Annotated in this window: 17 protein-coding genes; 7 read left to right on the forward strand and 10 right to left on the reverse strand. The window is 72.5% G+C overall.

What is annotated here, in order from left to right:
- Positions 1-54: 54 nt before the first annotated feature.
- On the reverse strand, positions 55-1,143 hold the full coding sequence (locus ACFW2G_RS22660) for an NAD(P)-dependent alcohol dehydrogenase (protein ID WP_384454897.1): 1,089 nt from the start codon (positions 1,141-1,143) through the stop codon (positions 55-57).
- Between the two features lie 158 nt (positions 1,144-1,301).
- Here ACFW2G_RS22660 and ACFW2G_RS22665 point away from each other — a divergent pair, with 158 nt between their 5' ends.
- Positions 1,302-2,204, forward strand: a complete 903-nt coding sequence (locus ACFW2G_RS22665; RefSeq protein WP_052030289.1) for a helix-turn-helix transcriptional regulator — start codon at positions 1,302-1,304, stop codon at positions 2,202-2,204.
- Between the two features lie 30 nt (positions 2,205-2,234).
- Here ACFW2G_RS22665 and ACFW2G_RS22670 read toward each other — a convergent pair whose 3' ends face one another.
- The 3 genes from ACFW2G_RS22670 to ACFW2G_RS22680 form a co-directional block, all read right to left on the reverse strand.
- Positions 2,235-3,257 carry a GNAT family N-acetyltransferase gene (locus tag ACFW2G_RS22670; protein WP_384454900.1) on the reverse strand — a complete coding sequence of 341 codons (1,023 nt, stop codon included), beginning with the start codon at positions 3,255-3,257 and terminating at the stop codon, positions 2,235-2,237.
- 214 nt (positions 3,258-3,471) lie between these two features.
- Complete coding sequence (locus tag ACFW2G_RS22675) at positions 3,472-4,749, reverse strand: Ig-like domain-containing protein (RefSeq protein ID WP_384454903.1); 1,278 nt, start codon at positions 4,747-4,749, stop codon at positions 3,472-3,474.
- A gap of 132 nt (positions 4,750-4,881) precedes the next feature.
- Complete coding sequence (locus ACFW2G_RS22680; RefSeq protein WP_030964547.1) at positions 4,882-5,175, reverse strand: hypothetical protein; 294 nt, start codon at positions 5,173-5,175, stop codon at positions 4,882-4,884.
- A gap of 173 nt (positions 5,176-5,348) precedes the next feature.
- Between ACFW2G_RS22680 and ACFW2G_RS22685 the strand changes: the two genes are divergently transcribed.
- Positions 5,349-5,669, forward strand: coding sequence for a hypothetical protein (locus ACFW2G_RS22685; RefSeq protein ID WP_384454923.1), 321 nt, complete (start codon positions 5,349-5,351; stop codon positions 5,667-5,669).
- Between the two features lie 101 nt (positions 5,670-5,770).
- On the opposite strand, the gene hutH is transcribed toward ACFW2G_RS22685, so the two are convergent.
- The 5 genes from hutH to ACFW2G_RS22710 form a co-directional block, all read right to left on the reverse strand.
- Entirely contained in the window at positions 5,771-7,312 is a 1,542-nt protein-coding gene (gene hutH, locus ACFW2G_RS22690) for a histidine ammonia-lyase (protein ID WP_037919230.1), read from the reverse strand.
- A gap of 167 nt (positions 7,313-7,479) precedes the next feature.
- The gene (locus ACFW2G_RS22695) at positions 7,480-8,595 is read right to left on the reverse strand and encodes a diguanylate cyclase domain-containing protein (protein ID WP_384582562.1); all 1,116 of its coding nucleotides are present in this window, start codon (positions 8,593-8,595) and stop codon (positions 7,480-7,482) included.
- A gap of 112 nt (positions 8,596-8,707) precedes the next feature.
- On the reverse strand, positions 8,708-9,505 hold the full coding sequence (locus tag ACFW2G_RS22700; RefSeq protein ID WP_384454909.1) for an enoyl-CoA hydratase-related protein: 798 nt from the start codon (positions 9,503-9,505) through the stop codon (positions 8,708-8,710).
- 138 nt (positions 9,506-9,643) lie between these two features.
- On the reverse strand, positions 9,644-10,792 hold the full coding sequence (locus tag ACFW2G_RS22705; protein WP_030851135.1) for an adenylate/guanylate cyclase domain-containing protein: 1,149 nt from the start codon (positions 10,790-10,792) through the stop codon (positions 9,644-9,646).
- Positions 10,793-11,013: 221 nt separating this feature from the next.
- A complete protein-coding gene (locus ACFW2G_RS22710) occupies positions 11,014-11,880 on the reverse strand; it encodes a biotin--[acetyl-CoA-carboxylase] ligase (RefSeq protein WP_037919225.1) in 867 nt (288 codons plus the stop codon).
- Positions 11,881-12,011: 131 nt separating this feature from the next.
- Here ACFW2G_RS22710 and ACFW2G_RS22715 point away from each other — a divergent pair, with 131 nt between their 5' ends.
- The 4 genes from ACFW2G_RS22715 (at position 12,012) to ACFW2G_RS22730 (ending at position 14,708) form a co-directional block, all read left to right on the forward strand.
- Entirely contained in the window at positions 12,012-13,604 is a 1,593-nt protein-coding gene (locus ACFW2G_RS22715) for an acyl-CoA carboxylase subunit beta (protein WP_037919224.1), read from the forward strand.
- Between the two features lie 18 nt (positions 13,605-13,622).
- Positions 13,623-13,835: an acyl-CoA carboxylase epsilon subunit gene (locus ACFW2G_RS22720; protein ID WP_037919222.1), complete on the forward strand. Its 213-nt coding sequence runs from the start codon at positions 13,623-13,625 to the stop codon at positions 13,833-13,835.
- A gap of 86 nt (positions 13,836-13,921) precedes the next feature.
- Positions 13,922-14,056: a morphogenic membrane protein MmpB gene (gene mmpB / locus ACFW2G_RS22725; protein ID WP_269084502.1), complete on the forward strand. Its 135-nt coding sequence runs from the start codon at positions 13,922-13,924 to the stop codon at positions 14,054-14,056.
- A gap of 31 nt (positions 14,057-14,087) precedes the next feature.
- The gene (locus ACFW2G_RS22730) at positions 14,088-14,708 is read left to right on the forward strand and encodes a Maf family protein (protein WP_384454915.1); all 621 of its coding nucleotides are present in this window, start codon (positions 14,088-14,090) and stop codon (positions 14,706-14,708) included.
- On the opposite strand, the gene ACFW2G_RS22735 is transcribed toward ACFW2G_RS22730, so the two are convergent.
- Positions 14,689-15,156, reverse strand: a complete 468-nt coding sequence (locus ACFW2G_RS22735; RefSeq protein ID WP_384582559.1) for a hypothetical protein — start codon at positions 15,154-15,156, stop codon at positions 14,689-14,691. The two genes, ACFW2G_RS22730 and ACFW2G_RS22735, sit on opposite strands and share 20 nt — an antisense overlap.
- Positions 15,157-15,645: 489 nt before the next feature.
- On the opposite strand from ACFW2G_RS22735, the gene ACFW2G_RS22740 reads away from it, so the two are divergent.
- Positions 15,646-17,409, forward strand: a complete 1,764-nt coding sequence (locus tag ACFW2G_RS22740; protein ID WP_037919219.1) for a biotin carboxylase N-terminal domain-containing protein — start codon at positions 15,646-15,648, stop codon at positions 17,407-17,409.
- Positions 17,410-17,459 lie beyond the last annotated feature (50 nt).

Raw genomic sequence — 17,459 nt, forward strand, 5'->3', positions numbered from 1 at the left:
CGGGCTCTTCGCCGGCGGCGACGGCCGGGGCGCGCAGCCGGGGCCGGCGCCCCGTCAGATCGTGGAGGCGTCGATCACGAAGCGGTAGCGGACGTCGCTCGCCAGGACGCGGGCGTAGGCCTCGTTGATGCGGGCGGCGTCGATCAGCTCGATCTCCGCGCCCAGCCGGTGCTCGGCGCAGAAGTCCAGCATCTCCTGGGTCTCGGCGATTCCGCCGATCATCGATCCGGCGAGGGTCCTACGGCCGCCGATGAGGGAGAAGAGGTTGAGGGAGACCGGCTCCTCCGGGGCGCCCACGTTGACCAGGGCGCCGTCCACCTTCAGCAGGCCCAGGTAGGCGTCCAGGGCCAGCGGGGCGGAGACGGTGGACAGGATCAGGTCGAAGGTCCCGGCGAGCTTCTCGAAGGTGGATTCGTCGCTGGTGGCGTGGAAGTGGGTGGCGCCCAGCCGCCGGCCGTCGGCCTCCTTGCGGAGGGTCTGCGACAGCACGGTGACCTCCGCGCCCAGCGCGTGCGCCATCTTCACCCCCATGTGGCCGAGGCCGCCGAGACCGACGACCGCGACCTTCTTGCCCGGGCCCGCCTGCCAGTGCCGCAGCGGCGAGTAGAGCGTGATGCCCGCGCACAGCAGCGGGGCCGCCTCGTCCAGGGCGAGGCCGTCGGGGATGCGGACGGTGTAGTTCTCGTCGACGACGAGGTGGGTCGAGTAGCCGCCGTAGGTGGGCTCGCCGTCCCGGCCGAGGGCGTTGTAGGTGCCGGTCATGCCCTGTGTGCAGTACTGCTCCCGGCCACTGCGGCAGTGCTCGCACACGCGGCAGGAGTCGACCATGCAGCCGACGCCCACCCGGTCGCCGACGGCGAACCGGGTCACTTCCGCGCCGACCTGGGCGACGACTCCGGCGATCTCGTGTCCGGGGACCATGGGGTAGATGCCCTCGCCCCATCCGTCACGCACCTGGTGGATGTCGGAGTGGCAGATGCCCGCGTACATGATGTCGATGAGGACGTCGTGCGGCCCGACGGGACGGCGCGGCACGGTGGTGCGCTCCAGCGGGTCGCCGGGGGCGGGGGCGGCGTACGCGGCGACCCGGGTGACCGGGGTGTGCGCGGTGCCGGCGGCGGTGGTGGCGGCGGTGGCGGACATGGGGCTCCTTGAGGCGGTGGTGTCGCGGTGCGCACCACGCTGCCGGTCCGTGCCGCCGGTACCCAGGCCCCTGCGCTTCGTACGACTGGCGAACCTACTACTGCTGGGGTCAGGCTGGGACCGTCCGGGCGGTGGGCCGCCCGGAGATACTGGGCGGCATGGACCAGCTTGATCAGCGAGCCTGCCTGGGCGAGTTCCTCCGCTCCCGCCGCGCCCGGCTGCGCCCGGAGGACGTGGGCCTGACGGACTACGGGCGCCGGCGGCGCGTGCCGGGGCTGCGGCGTGAGGAGCTGGCGCAGCTGGCGGGGGTGTCGGTCGCGTACTACACGCGGCTGGAGCAGCGCGACGGGGTCAACGTCTCGACGGAGGTGCTGGAGGCCATCGCGCGGGCCCTGCGCCTGGACGGGACGGAGCGGGCGCACCTGATGGACCTGGCGCGGCCCAGGGCCCGCAGGCGCCGCCAGAGCCGAAGGCCGCAGCAGGTGCGTCCGGCGCTGCGCACGCTGATGGACGCGATGGACGGCGTACCGGCCTATCTCGTGGGGCACCGCCAGGACGTCATCGGCTGGAACCGGCTGGCGGCCGCGGTCTTCGGGGACTTCGGGGCACTTCCGGCCGCGGAGCGGAACCTGGTCCGGCTGATGTTCCTGGACCCGGCGACCGCGGAGCTGTACGGGGAGTGGGAGTGCCAGGCCTGCTGGGTCGTCAGCAACCTGCGGCTGTACGCGGGCCAGCACCCGGACGACGAGCAGTTGTCGGCGCTGGTCGGCGAGCTGTCCGTGAAGAACGAGGAGTTCCGACGGCTCTGGGCGGCGCACACGGTGGCGGACAAGACGCACGGCGTGAAGCTGCTGCGTCACCCGCTGGTGGGGGAGATGCGCCTGTCCTTCGAGACGCTGACGCTTCCCGACGATCCGACGCAGGCCCTGGTGACCTTCCATGCGGAGCCGGGCTCGGCCTCCGAGGACGCACTGCGCCTGCTGGCGTCGTGGGACGCGCAGCGGGCCGCGGAGCGGTCGGCTGCGCGGACGGCGGAGCAGACCGCGCAGCCGACCGGCTGACCTGCGGTGGCGGCCTGTCGCCCGGGCCGTCTAGAGAGTGATCTGGAAGACGCCGGCGCCGCGTTCGCGCCGGTAGCCGAGGGCCTCGTTCACCGCCCGCATGGGGACGTTCTCGTCCGCCACCGTGGTGGCGATGCGGCGCAGTTGCGGGTGGCGGGCCGCGGCCCGCGCTGCCATGTGCCGTTTCACGGCGCGCCCGAGGCCGTGCCCGCGGTGGGCGGGTACGACCACCGTGTCGTACTGGAGGGCGCTGGTACCCGCGGGATCCGGCAGGACGATCTCGGTGTACGCCGCCACCTCACCCCCGGGGGTCACCGCCGCGACTGTGATCATCTCTCCGCCCCGGTCCAGGACCAGTTGCTGGAGGGTGTGCAGCCGCTGGGCCGTCCAGGTCTGGATCCGCTCGTCCATATCGCCGGTCGGGGCGTCCTCCATGGCCGCGTGGGCCGCCGCCGCGGCCGGCGCCCAGGCGTCGGGGACGAGGCCGTACCAGGTCAGGAGCTCGTATCCGGGGACGGCAGGGTCGTGGACGGGCCCGTCCGCCGGGGTGGCCGCCGGAGCGGCTGCCGTGCCGTCCGCCGCCCTGCCGTCCGTCGCCGTGCCGTTCGGGATGTCCTGTACGTACCAGGCCATCGGCAGGACGTTCTCGAAGCCCATCGCCTCCGCGAAGGCCTGGCCGGGCCCGCCGAGGTCCAGCATGGCCGCGACCGAGGTACGACCGTCCGCGAGCAGTTCCTCGCGGACTTGCTCCCACAGGGCGGTGCCGATGCCGCGGCGCCGCGCCGCCGGGCGCACCGTCAGCGCGTCCAGGAACGCGGTGCGCTCGTTGCCCTCCTCGGTGAACAGCAGCAGGGCCGCCACGCCCTCGCCGTCGCCGGCCGTCCACAGCACCGGCCGGCCGCGGGCCGGCCTCACGCACAGCCGCCCGGCGATCTCCACGCGGGAGGGCGGGGGCAGTTGCGGCAGGTCGACGGCCGCGGCGGAGGCCAGGACCGTCAGCCAGGTGTCCACCTCGGTGTCGGACGGGGGCAGGGCGAGAGAATGGATCATCATGGGCCCGACCCTAGAGCGCGCCCGGACGCGCCGCCCGCGGGTTTTCGGTCACCGGGTGCGGCGACGGCGCCACCGCCGTCCGTGCCCCGGAAACGGCGGACGGCGGGGAACCCGTGGGGGTTCCCCGCCGTCCCGGTGGCGCGAGCCGCCCTGCTCGTGCGAGCCGAGCGCCCGAAGGCGCCGCACGCCCGGAGGCGGCGGGGCGCGCCCTGCGTCAGGCGGCCGAGCCGGCCTTCCAGTCGGCCCAGCTCATGTTCCAGCCGTTGAGGCCGTTGTCCGGCTTGATCGTCTTGTCCGGGGAGTTGACCACCGTGACGACGTCACCGATGAGCGAGTTGTCGTAGAACCAGGCGGCCGGCTGGTTCGGGTCGCCGGCGCCCTTGACGTCGTTCAGGCCCACGCAGCCGTGGCTGGTGTTGACGCTGCCGAAGATCGAGTCCGCGCCCCAGTAGTTGCCGTGGAGGAAGGTCCCGGAGGTCGACAGACGCATGGCGTGCGGCACGTCCTTGATGTCGTACTCGCCCTTGCCGTCGGCGTCGGTGAAGCCGACGGTGGCACCGTTCATCCGGGTCTCCTTGAACTTCTCGGAGATCACCATCTGGCCGTTGTAGGTCGGGTTGGCCGGGGCGCCCGCGGAGATCGGGATGGTCCGGATGACCGCGCCGTCCCGGGTGACCGTCATCTTCTTCGTCTTGGCGTCAACCGTGGAGACCTGGCTGCGGCCGATCTTGAAGGTGACGGTCTTGCTCTGGACGCCCTGGACGCCGGGAGCGCCCTGGACGCCCTCCAGCGCCAGCTTCAGCGTGACGGTGGAGCCCGCCTGCCAGTACTGCTCGGGGCGGAAGTCCAGGCGCTGGGCGCTGAACCAGTGGCCGACGACTTCCTGGCCGCTGCTGGAGGAGACGGTGATACCCGCCTGGACGGCCTTCTTGTCCTTGATCGCCTTGTTGAAGGTGATCGAGACCGGCATGCCGACGCCGACGGTCTGGCCTTCCTCCGGCACGAAGTTGGCCACGAAGCTGTTCTCCGGGGAGACGGTGGTGAAGGAGGCGTTCTCGTGCGCCTCCTTGCCGTCCGCGTCCTTGGCCGTCGCCGACAGGGCGTACTTGGTGGAGCGCTTCAGCGCCGCCTTGGGCTTCCAGCTCTTGCCGTCGGCGGCCATGTCGCCGGCCACCGCCGTGCCCTCGCTCGTCTTCAGCTCGACCTGCGTGAGCGTGCCGTCGGCGACGGTGACCTTCGCCGCGTCGTTGAGGCCGACGTTGGTCGCGCCATCCTCCGGCGTGATCGTGATCTTGGCCTTCGAGGTGTCCTTGGCCGCTGCCGCGTCCACGTCCGCCTGGGACTTGCTGGCCTCCCCGTTGCCCTTCGGGTCCCCGCCCCCGCTGTCCCCGTCGTTGCACGCCGAGAGCACCAGTACGCCGCCGAGCACGACGGATATGGCCGCCAGGGACCTTCTCCGCCGCTTGCTGTCCGTCCTCACACGCCACTCCATCGTTGCCGGTAACCCCGGGACATCCGTCACGGGGTTGGCCCGGCAGGGGGCGCACCCCCCTGCCCGGTCCTGACAACGCGTTAACGGCGCCGGCCGGTTCCACATTCCGTTGGGATGTGGGCCACCGCACGGTCAGGCGTTGTCGGGTTCTTCGTCGAAGTCCCCATCTTCCTCGTCGAGGTCCCACTCCAACGACTCGGGGTCGTATTCGACGGGCTCGCTGCTCCAGGACGCCTGCGCCAGCTCCACCCCGGGGATGTCCAGGACCAGGTCAGTGGGGTCGACGAGGTAGGCGAGGGCTTCCGACTCGTCTTCCCGGACGGCGGCTTCCGCATGGCTGCGTTCCTCGTCCGGCATGAACTCGTCGGCCTTGATGTGGGCGAGCGCGGCGCCGGTGAGCGCCTGGGCGTCCGGCACCTCAAGCACCAGATCCACCCGAAGTCGTACATACCGTGATGTCTCAGAAGAGTTCATACGACGGAGAGTAAGCCCGGGGAAGCCCTGACTTTCCCACGACCCGCCCCTTTCCGTAGCATCGGCGCACACGGCCAATTCGCTGCTGCCACAAGGGGGATCGCACCGTGTCCGCACGCCGACCGATGCTCACCGCTCTCGGAGCGACCACCCTCCTCGCCGCCCTGTGGTTCGTGCCCTCGGCGGGCGCGACCGCACCGGAAGCGGCGGGGAGCACCTCCGCCGTGCCCGCGGGCGCGAACACCGCGGAGCCGGCCGGCGGGACCTCGACCACCGGCACGATCACCAGCTCCGCGCCTTCCGCTTCGGGTGCGGGGGCGCAGTCCCTCTCGCTCGCCGACACCGGTTCCGTCGACACCGCCCCGTACCTCCTCGGCGGCACCTTCTGCCTCGGCGTGGGGGCCGCCTTCGTGGCTTTCTCCGTGCGCCGCTCCCCCAGGTCGTAGGAACACCTCCGCGCAGGACTTCCGCGGACGCGTACGACGCCGAAGGGCTGCCCCGGGGTCTTCCCGGGGCAGCCCTTCGGCGTGTCGTGCGGTGGCCGCCGTCAGGCGAGCGGACCCGTCACCGGCTCCACCGCGGCGAGCAGCCCGCCCGTGCGGACGAAGGCGTCGGCGGCTGCCAGGTCGGGGGCGAGGAAGCGGTCCGGCCCGGGCCCCTGCACGCCCGCCGCGCGGGCGGCGGCGATCGCGGCAAGGCTGGCCGGGGCTGCCGTCAGCCCGTGACGCAGCTCGATGGCGCGGGTGGCCGCGTACAGCTCGATGGCGATGATCCGCGTCAGGTTGTCGACCGCGGTACGCAGCTTGCGCGCGGCCGACCAGCCCATCGAGACGTGGTCCTCCTGCATGGCGGAGGAGGGGATCGAGTCGGCCGAGGCCGGCACCGCGAGCCGCTTCATCTCGCTGACCAGGGCGGCCTGCGTGTACTGGGCGATCATCAGACCGGAGTCCACGCCGGCGTCGTCCGCCAGGAAGGCCGGCAGGCCGTGCGAGCGGTTCTTGTCGAGCAGCCGGTCGGTGCGCCGCTCGGCGATGGAGCCGAGGTCGGCGGCGGCGATGGCGAGGAAGTCCAGCACGTAGGCGACCGGGGCGCCGTGGAAGTTGCCGTTGGACTCCACGCGGCCGTCGGGCAGCACCACCGGGTTGTCGACGGCGGAGGCCAGCTCGCGGGAGGCGACCAGGGCGGCGTGCGCCATGGTGTCGCGGCCCGCGCCGGCGACCTGCGGGGCGCAGCGCACGGAGTAGGCGTCCTGCACGCGCGGCGCGGACTCCTCCTGGAAGTGCCCGGTCAGGCCGGAGCCCTTCAGCACGGCGGCCATGTTGGCGGCGGAGGCGCCCTGGCCGGGGTGCGGGCGGATGGCGTGCAGCTCGGGCTGGAGGACCTTCTCGGTGCCGAGCAGCGCCTCCAGGGTGAGGGCCGCGGTGATGTCGGCGGACTTGTAGAGCCTGTCGAGGTCGGCGAGGGCCATGATCAGCATGCCGAGCATGCCGTCGGTTCCGTTGAGGAGGGCGAGGCCTTCCTTCTCGCGGAGTTCGACGGGCTCGATGCCATACTCGGCGAGCAGCTCGGCGGCGGGGCGGACGGTGCCGTCCGGGCCCTCGGCGTCGCCCTCGCCCATCAGCGCGAGCGCGCAGTGGGACAGCGGCGCGAGGTCGCCGGAGCAGCCGAGGGAGCCGTACTCGTGGACGACCGGGGTGATCCCGGCGTTCAGCACGGCGGCCATGGTCTGCGCCACGGAGGGGCGCACCCCGGTGTGGCCGGAGGCGACGGTCTTGAGCCGGAGGAACATCAGCGCGCGGACCACCTCGCGCTCGACGCGCGGACCCATGCCGGCGGCATGCGAGCGGACGATGTTGCGCTGGAGCTGGGCGCGCAGCTCGGGACTGATGTGTCGGGAGGCGAGGGCGCCGAACCCGGTGGACACCCCGTAGACGGGTTCGGGCTTGGCGGCCAGCGCGTCGACGATCTCGCGGGCGCGGGCGAGTGCGTCGAGCGCCTCGCCGGACAGCTCGACCCGTGCGTTGCCGCGGGCAACGGCGATGACGTCCTCGGCGGTGGTACCGGACGTCCCCACCACGACAGTGTGCATATCCATATTCAGCACCCTACGGATTGAATCGCTTCATGTCACTAGCTGGAACTGTCACGATCGGGCAGCCACTGGACCCCTTACGCACGGACGCGCCGGGCCCCGGGTCCGCGAGGACGGCCGGACGCCCGGCTCCGCGGCCGCCGCCCGCCGCCCGCCGTCCGCGGTCACCGCCGGCCACGGAAGCGCCGCCGCTCCCCCGGGGCCTCCTGGGCGGCGGCGTCCGCCAGCCGGACCACCGCGGTGTCCCGGCCCGCCACCACCGGCCCCGCCGACCGCGCCGCCTTCGCCTTGTACTGGGCGGCGTCCGCGAGGCGAAACAGCCTCCGGGAGGACTTCACCGGCCCGATCGGGTCCCCGGTGGAGGCCACCCCGCAGGCCACGCCCTCGCCCAGCTCCAACCCGGCGGCGCGCGTACACAGCTCCTCGCTGACCCGGACCACGTCATCGGCCGGCGGGCCGACCCCGACCAGGCAGAACTCGTCGCCGCCCAAGCGGGCGACCAGCGCGCCCGGGAGTATGGCCCCGCACAGGCTCAGCACCGATCCGAACCGCTCCAGCAGCCGGTCACCCATAGCGTGCCCGAGGGTGTCGTTGACCTTCTTCAGCCCGTTCAGGTCGCAGACGACGAGGCTGACGACGACACCGGTCCGGCGGTGCTCCTCCAGGGCCTCGTCGAGGCGCATGTCGACCGCCCGACGGTTGGCGAGCCCGGTCAGCGGGTCGGTGAAGGCGAGCCGCCGCGCCTCCTCCAGGCGCTCGTTCTGCGCGAGGCCGGCCGCGACCACGGCGGCGAGCACGGTGGCGAACTCCGCGTCGTCCTCGTCGAAGTCGGGCAGCCCCTCGTCCCGGGCGACGTACAGCTCGCCCCAGGCACGCCCGCTGAGCACCACGGGCGCGACCACGCACGTCCCCCGGCCCCGACGGCGCAGGGCCTCGCCGCGCCGCCCCGGCCGGTCGCCGACGGCGCTCTCGACCCAGGCATGCGGACCGCCGCCGCCCACCCAGCGCTCGTGCAGGAACTCGGTGATCTCGGGGAAGTCGTGCACCGGATAGGACTCGTCCTCGGGGAACTCCTCCTCCCCCGCCCGCCGCTCGCCCTCGTTGACGAGGACGCGCAGACACCCGCGCTCCCGCTCCCACGCGGAGATCGCGGCGAACGAGCCGTCCATCGCCAGGCGCGCGCCCCGCGCGGCCGCACGCACACTGTCGCGCGGCGTGCCCGCCGCGGCCATCGCCTGGGCGAGGCCCACCACGGCTCGCAGCCGCCCGTCAGCTCCCATCACCCCAGGTTAGGGAGTTTTGTCGGATTTTGAGATAATTGGCGCGAGTTTCCCTGCCGGCCCGCTCACCGGCAGGACGACCGGAGGCCCGTCCGGGCCCCCGGTCCGATGCCTACTCCCCCGGCCAGTTCGGCTTGCGCTTCTCGTTGAAGGCCGCCACGCCCTCCACGCGGTCGCCGGAGAGGGCGACCGTCCGCCAGGCGGCGTCCTCGATCTCCAGACCGGTCGCCAGGTCCGTCCCGTGCCCCAGCCGCAGCGCGCGCTTGGCGGCCCGCAGGCCCACCGGCGAGTTCGCGGCCATCCGCGACGCCAGGGCCAGCGCCTCGGCCGTGTCCCGGCCGGCCGGCACCACGGAGTCCAGCAGCCCCAGGGAGAGCGCCTCGGCGGCCTCCACCCGGCGCGCGGTGAAGATCAGCTCGGCGGCCCGCGCGGCGCCCACCCGGCGCGGCAGCAGCTGCGTACCGCCGCCGCCCGGGATCACACCGACGGAGACCTCGGGCAGACCGACCACCGCGGTCTCGTCGGCGACGATCACGTCGCAGGCCAGGGCCAGCTCGAAGCCGCCGCCCAGCGCGAACCCGTGAACGGCCGCGATCGTGGGCATCGGCAGCTCCATCACGCCGCCGTAGGCCCCGCGCGTGGTCGGCCGCTGCCGCGTCAGCTCGGCGTCGGAGAAGGAGTTGCGCTCCTTGAGGTCGGCCCCCACGCAGAAGGCCCGCTCCGCGGCGGAGGAGAGCACGACCACCCGCACGGAACGGTCCGCGGCCAGCGCGGCGCAGGCCGCGCCGATGGCCCGGGCCATGCCGGTCGAGACCGCGTTCATGGCCTTGGGGCGGTCCAGGACCAGCTCCGCAACCCCGCCCTCGTGACGGCGAACCGCCACGAACTCCGACTCGAACTCGGACGCCATAGGACCCTCCCGGTTAACGAACGTTACCCCGGGATACTAGGGGGTGGCCCCACCGGCGGGGACGGCCAGTGGCCCGTCGCGGTGCCGCCGCCGGACCCGGCCGTGCGCCTGCCGCACGCCGGCGGCGCCTGCCGCACGTCAGCGGCGCTTGCGGCGCGTCAGCGACCAGGGCTCCACGACGCCCAGACCGCGCACCGGCCGCTGCCACATCGGCTGGAGGGCGAACCGGTAGGCCGCACCCTCGTCGGGCTCCGCCTCCGCCTCCTTCTCCGACACCGGCGCGGCGCCGGTCCGGGAGAGCTCCTCGGCCATCGCCCCGTCCACCAGCACGGCGTCCTTGGGGGCTATCGACGTCAAACGGCTCGCCAGGTTCACCGTGGTCCCGAAGACATCACCCATCCGGGTCGTCACCGTCCCGAAGGCGATCCCGACCCGCAGCTCGGGCATCTGCGGATCCGCCTCCATCGTCTCGATGAGCCGCAGCGCGATCTCCGCGGCGGTCGCCGCGTCGTCGGCGCAGTACAGCACCTCGTCGCCGAGGGTCTTGATCAGCCGGCCGCCATACGCGGCCACCAGGTCCGCCGCGGTCGTCTCGAAGGACTCGACCAGCTCACCGAGCTCCTCCTCCTCCAGCCGGCGCGTCAGACGGGTGAAGCCGACCAGGTCGGCGAAGCCCACCGCCAGCCGCCGGTCCACCATCTCCTCGTCGTCCGCCACCTGCACCACGCGCCCGGTGGCCGCCGCCAGCTGGCGCCGCCAGACGTAGACGAGGAACTCCTCCAGCTCCGGCAGAAGCAGCTCGACCAGGGGGTATGTGACCTCCGTACGGGTCATGCCCGGCTCCGGCGGCTCCGTGAGCCCCTCCAGGAACGAGTCGATCTGCCACTCCGCCAGCCGCGCCGTGGTCTGCCCGGTGGACCGCGCCACCTGCACCGCCATCGGCTCGGACAGCAGCCCTGCCTCCACCAGGCCGGCGAGTCGGCGCAGGGCCAGCACGTCCGCCTCCGTCAGCGCCCTCGCCTGGCCGATGTCGGCGAAGCCCATGGCCCGCCAGAAGCGGGAGGCGAGCTCCATCGACACCCCGGCGCTGCGGGCGGCCTGGAAGGGCGTGTAACGGCGCTCCGCGCCGAGGATCAGCTGCTCCAGGCGGATCGCGAGGGGATCCGCCGTCGGCTGCACGGTGTGATCCACCTCGTGGTGGGGAGTGTGCTGGTCGCGCCCGATCGGGGTGCCCGGACCGGTGGGCCCGGGGGCGGACGCGCCGGAGGCAGAGTCGTCGACGGTCAAGGGCCGCCTCCTGTCCATTCCGTGCGCACTGCCCTGCCGAACCGGTTGATCACCACGAGCAGCGGGATCGCCTAAACCATACGGCAGGTGTGCCGTAGCTCACTCCCCCTCCCCTGCTCCGATCCGGGTCCGGCCCGGGGCTCCCCGAGGCGACGCGGGGGCCGCGCGCACCCGAAACGCCTCATTCGATGCATTCCGCCGCACGCCCGGCCCCGCCCCCGTCAGTGCACGGACCGCAGGTGGACCACGTCGCCCGCCCCCACCGCCTCGTGGGTCCCCTCGGCCGTACGGATCACCAGGCGGCCATCGGAATCGACGGCTTCGGCCGTTCCGGTGAGGGTGCGCCCGCCCGGGAGCTCGGCACGCACGTGCCGGCCGAGGGTGGCGCAACCCGCCGCGTAGGTCTCCTGCAGGCCGCTGGCCGCCGGGTCGCCCCCGGCGGCACGCCAGTTCCCGTACCACTCCTCCAGGGACCGCAGCACGGCCTTCAGCAGCGGCTCGCGGTCGGTCACGGTGGCCTTGGCCAGCAGCAGCGATCCGGCGGCCGGCACCGGGAGCTCGTCCTCGGTGAGGGTGACATTGAGCCCGATCCCGACGACCACACCGTCCTCGACCCGCTCGGCGAGGATGCCGCCGGCCTTGCGCTCCTCCCCCTCCACGGCGACCAGCAGGTCGTTGGGCCACTTGAGGGCGGTGTCCACGCCGGCGGCCCGGGAGAGCCCGGTCGCGGTGGCCACGCCGGCCAGGAGGGTCAGCCACCCCCACTGCTCCTGCGGCACCGCGTCGCCCGGCTTGAACAGCACGGAGAAGAACAGCCCGGACCGGGCCGGGGCGACCCAGCTCCGGTCGAGCCTGCCGCGTCCGGCGCTCTGCTCCTCCGCGACGAGCACGGCCCCCTCGGGCAGCTCGGCCGCCCGCGTGGCAAGGTCGGTATTGGTGGACCCGGTGGAGGCGACCACCTCCACGGAGGTCCACAGCCCGTCCCCGGTGACGAGGGCCCGCCGCAGCGCGGCGGCGTTGAGCGGCGGCCGGTCCAGGCTCGACCAACGACCTGCGGAGGCTCCGGCTGATGCATCTGATGGCGTCATGCAACCCAATGTAGGTGTGTCAAACGCCGCACTGCCGAGCGCCATGCCCGCCGATACGCTACGCACCAGTAGCCAGCAGTAGTCAATCAATTGACCAGGCAGTTGACACCACGCAGGGAGCCGCGACCCCGATGTCACATCCGTCAGAGCCGATCGACATGCACACCACCGCGGGCAAGATCGCGGATCTGCAGCGCCGCATCGACGAAGCCACCCACGCCGGTTCCGCCCGTGCCGTGGAGAAGCAGCACGCCAAGGGCAAGCTGACGGCGCGTGAGCGGGTGGCCCTGCTGCTGGACGAAGGATCCTTCGTCGAGCTGGACGAATTCGCCCGGCACCGCTCCACCAACTTCGGGCTGGAGAAGACCCGGCCCTACGGCGACGGCGTCGTCACCGGCTACGGCACGGTCGACGGCCGCCCCGTGGCCGTCTTCTCGCAGGACTTCACCGTCTTCGGCGGAGCCCTCGGCGAGACCTTCGGCCAGAAGATCATGAAGGTCATGGACTTCGCGCTGAAGACCGGCTGCCCGCTCGTCGGCATCAACGACTCCGGCGGCGCCCGCATCCAGGAGGGCGTCAGCGCGCTCGGCATGTACGGCGAGATCTTCCGCCGCAACGTCCACGCCTCGGGTGTGATCCCGCAGATCAGCCTGGTCGTCGGTCCCTGCGCAGGCGGAGCCGTGTACTCGCCCGCGATCACCGACTTCACGGTGATGGTGGACCAGACCTCGCACATGTTCATCACCGGCCCGGACGTCATCAAGACGGTCACCGGCGAGGACGTCGGCTTCGAGGAGCTCGGCGGTGCGCGCACGCACAACAGCACGTCCGGCGTCGCGCACCACATGGCGGGCGACGAGAAGGACGCCATCGAGTACGTGAAGTCGCTCCTGTCCTACCTCCCGTCGAACAACCTCTCCGAGCCGCCCGCCTTCCCGGAGGAGGCCGACACCGAGGTCTCCGACGGCGACCGCGAACTCGACGTGCTGATCCCGGACAGCGCGAACCAGCCGTACGACATGCACACCGTGATCGAGCACGTGCTCGACGACGCGGAGTTCCTGGAGACCCAGTCGCTCTTCGCGCCGAACATCCTGACCGGTTTCGGCCGGGTCGAGGGCCACCCGGTGGGCGTGGTCGCCAACCAGCCGATGCAGTTCGCGGGCTGCCTGGACATCGACGCCTCCGAGAAGGCGGCCCGCTTCGTACGGACGTGCGACGCCTTCAACATCCCGGTGCTGACGTTCGTGGACGTGCCGGGCTTCCTCCCGGGCACCGACCAGGAGTACAACGGAATCATCCGGCGCGGCGCCAAGCTGATCTACGCGTACGCGGAGGCCACCGTCCCCCTGATCACCGTCATCACCCGCAAGGCCTTCGGCGGCGCCTACGACGTCATGGGCTCCAAGCACCTCGGCGCGGACCTGAACCTGGCCTGGCCGACGGCTCAGATCGCCGTCATGGGCGCGCAGGGCGCGGTGAACATCCTGCACCGCCGCACCCTTGCCGAGACCGCTCCCGAGGAGGTGGAGGAGACCCGGACCCGGCTCATCGCCGAGTACGAGGACACCCTGCTCAACCCGTACACGGCGGCCGAGCGCGGCTACATCGACGCGGTGACCATGCCGTCGGAGACCCGTGCGCACGTGGTGAAGGGGCTGCGGCAGCTGCGCACCAAGCGGGAGTCCCTGCCGCCGAAGAAGCACGGCAACATCCCCCTCTAGTCCCTCCAGGAGGTCACCGTGGTGATCAAGGTCGTCAAGGGCAATCCGACCCCGGAGGAGCTGGCCGCCGCACTGGCGGTGGTCCGGGCGCGCGCGGCGCTGCTGGCCTCGTCGCCGCCCCCGGGCGCCCCGGAGGTCGCGGACGAGTGGTCGACGCCGGCCCGGGTGGCACGGCGGCGGCTGCCGCAGCCGGGGCCCCGGGCCTGGGGGCGGACGTACTGGCCCGGATAGCCGGGGCCGGCACGGCGTGAACACGCTGCGGCGCTTGAGTACCCGTACTCAGGCGCCGCACCCCCTCCCGGGGCCAGGATCGGAACATGCTCTGGTCCGACCCGAAGAACGAGCCGCCCGAGGAGATGCGCGACGCGCAGGCGATGATCCGGCGGCTCACCGTGGTGCTCGCCGTCGCGATGCTCGTGGTGGTCTACGTCCTCGGTGTGCGCCACTTCTGAGCCGCCCTCGGGCGCACCTACGATGGCGTGCATGACTGCCACACCCCGGCCCGCGAGCGGGCGCAAGCTCGTCCTCGCCTCCGCCTCCCCCGCCCGGCTGAACCTGCTGCGGCAGGCCGGTCTCGCCCCGCACGTGATCGTCAGTGGTTTCGACGAGGACACCCTGGACCACGACGAGCCGGCCGAGCTCGCGCTGGCGCTGGCCGAGGCCAAGGCGGCCGTCGTGGCGGCCCTGGACGAGGCCTCGGGCGCCCTGGTGATCGGCTGCGACTCGGTGCTGGAGCTGGACGGCGAGGCGTTGGGCAAGCCTGCGGACGCCGAGGAGGCGACCGCGCGCTGGAAGGCGATGCGCGGCCGGGCGGGCGTGCTGCGCACGGGGCACTGCGTGATCGACACGGCGACCGGGCGGCAGGTCTCGGCCACGGCGTCGACGACGGTCCGCTTCGGCGAGCCGACGGACGCGGAGGTGGCGGCGTACGTGGCCAGCGGCGAGCCGCTGCACGTGGCCGGCGCCTTCACCTTGGACGGGCTGTCGGCGCCGTTCGTCGACGGCATCGACGGGGATCACGGCAACGTGATCGGGCTGTCCATGCCGCTGCTGCGCTCCCTGCTGGGCGAACTGGACGTGTCCATCACGGACTTGTGGGCCTGAGCTCCCCGACCGGCGGCGGCGGGGCGTCCTCGACGGGTCCGCCGCCGTCACCCTGCCGGGAGGCGGGGTAGAGCGTCAGGACCAGTACGAGCAGACACAGGATCAGCATCAGCGTCGCGAAGGCCGCCCAGCCGACCAGGCCGACGGCGAGTACGCCGAGCATCCCGTGGGTGACGGCGGCTGCGACGAGCACGACGCGGGCGAAGCGGCCCGGCGGGCGGTCGCGCAGCGCGGCGAGGGCGGCGAGGACGGCGCACAGCAGGAGGAAGGCGCCCATGCCCGCCCCCATGGCGTAGGTGGCCTTGGACATCACGTCAGGGTCGCTGCCGGCGATGGACATCGACTGGTTGGCCGTGGTCCGGCCCAGCACGATGTGGACGAGCACCAGCACGGCGGCTTCCGCGACCAGCACGATCGCGGCCAGTCCGGCCACGAGTCTTCGCACCACGTGCACCCACCCCCCAAGCGCCATACGCCCGTTCGACGCCTGGAGGCTACTAACGGGTAGCCCGGTGGGCAAGGGATCGGCCGAGGTCGCCCGTCCGGAGTACACGCCCGCCGCGCGGCGGCCCGGCGGGACCGCGGTCGGCCGCCTCGCTGTGGGTACGGTGTTGTCCCGGTTCGCCCCGCGGGACGTCGGAGCTACCAATCAGTAAACAAGGGGACAACTCCTCGCTCGGCAGCAAAGAAAGTGTGGGCCGTTCGTAGGGACTCGACAAAGAATCACCCGGGGCCGCTGACCGGGGAGACAGAGACCTTGGCTACATGACGGGGTTACTGTGCAGTCGGGGATCCCCCTGACCTGGGGCGCCACAAGGGTTCTCCGGCGGAGCGGGCCTCGCATCACACTCTGTGTGGGCAAGGTCACCACCGGGGAAGGGTCGAAAGGCCGTGTGGGCTGTCCCTAAACTCAGCTTGTTTCAAGGAGGGAGCCATCGTGCGCAAGGTGCTCATCGCCAACCGTGGCGAAATCGCTGTCCGCGTTGCTCGGGCCTGCCGGGACGCCGGGATCGCGAGCGTAGCCGTCTACGCCGATCCGGACCGGGACGCTCTGCACGTCCGCGCGGCCGACGAAGCTTTCGCGTTGGGCGGTGACACCCCGGCCGCCAGCTACCTGGACATCTCCAAGGTCCTCCAGGCCGCCGCCGACTCGGGTGCGGACGCCATCCACCCCGGATACGGCTTCCTGTCCGAGAACGCCGACTTCGCCCAGGCCGTGATCGACGCCGGCCTGACCTGGATCGGCCCGCCGCCGCAGGCGATCCGCGACCTCGGTGACAAGGTGGCCGCCCGCCACATCGCCCAGCGCGCCGGTGCGCCGCTGGTCGCCGGCACGCCGGACCCGGTCTCCGGGGCCGACGAGGTCGTCGCCTTCGCCAAGGAGCACGGCCTGCCGATCGCCATCAAGGCGGCCTTCGGCGGTGGCGGCCGCGGCCTGAAGGTCGCCCGCACCCTCGAAGAGGTGCCGGAGCTCTACGAATCCGCCGTCCGCGAGGCCGTCGCCGCCTTCGGCCGCGGCGAGTGCTTCGTCGAGCGCTACCTCGACAAGCCGCGCCACGTCGAGACCCAGTGCCTGGCCGACTCGCACGGCAACGTCGTCGTGGTCTCGACCCGTGACTGCTCCCTCCAGCGCCGCCACCAGAAGCTGGTGGAGGAGGCTCCCGCACCGTTCCTGACCGAGGCTCAGAACGCGGAGCTGTACGCCGCGTCCAAGGCCATCCTGAAGGAAGCCGGCTACGTGGGTGCCGGCACCGTCGAGTTCCTGGTCTCCGCCGACGGCCTGATCTCCTTCCTGGAGGTCAACACCCGCCTCCAGGTCGAGCACCCGGTGACCGAGGAGGTCGCCGGCATCGACCTGGTCCGCGAGATGTTCCGCATCGCCGACGGCGAGGAGCTCGGGTACGGCGACCCGGTGCTGCGCGGCCACTCCTTCGAGTTCCGCATCAACGGCGAGGACCCGGGCCGCGGCTTCCTCCCGGCGCCCGGCACGGTGACGAAGTTCGTCGCGCCGACGGGCCCGGGCGTCCGCCTCGACGCGGGCGTCGAGTCCGGCTCCGTCATCGGCCCGGCCTGGGACTCGCTGCTGGCCAAGCTGATCGTCACCGGCGCCACTCGCGAGCAGGCGCTGCAGCGCGCCGCCCGGGCGCTCGCCGAGTTCGAGGTCGAGGGCATGGCCACGGCCATCCCCTTCCACCGTGCGGTCGTCGCCGACCCGGCGTTCGCCCCCACCGACGGCAGCCCCTTCACCGTCTACACGCGCTGGATCGAGACCGAGTTCGTCAACGAGATCCCGGCGTTCACGGCTCCCGCCGCCGAGGAGACCGAGGACGAGCCGGGCCGCGAGACGGTCGTCGTCGAGGTCGGCGGCAAGCGCCTGGAGGTCTCGCTGCCGTCCTCGCTCGGCATGACCCTGGCCCGCACGGCCGCCGCGGGCGGCGCCAAGCCGAAGCGCCGCGCGGCCAAGAAGTCCGGTCCGGCCGCCTCCGGCGACACGCTCGCCTCCCCGATGCAGGGCACGATCGTCAAGGTCGCGGTCGAGGAGGGCCAGCAGGTCACCGAGGGCGAACTGATCGTCGTGCTCGAAGCGATGAAGATGGAGCAGCCGCTCAACGCGCACCGCTCCGGCACCATCGTCGGCCTCACCGCCGAGGTCGGCGCCTCGGTCACCTCGGGCGCCACGATCTGCGAGATCAAGGACTGACGCCCGCCCCGCGGAACGCACCGGCCCCCGGGACCCGTTCGGGTCCCGGG

Origin of the sequence: Streptomyces sp. NPDC058880 (assembly GCF_042742535.1) — a bacterium.
Taxonomy (GTDB): Bacteria; Actinomycetota; Actinomycetes; order Streptomycetales; family Streptomycetaceae; genus Streptomyces.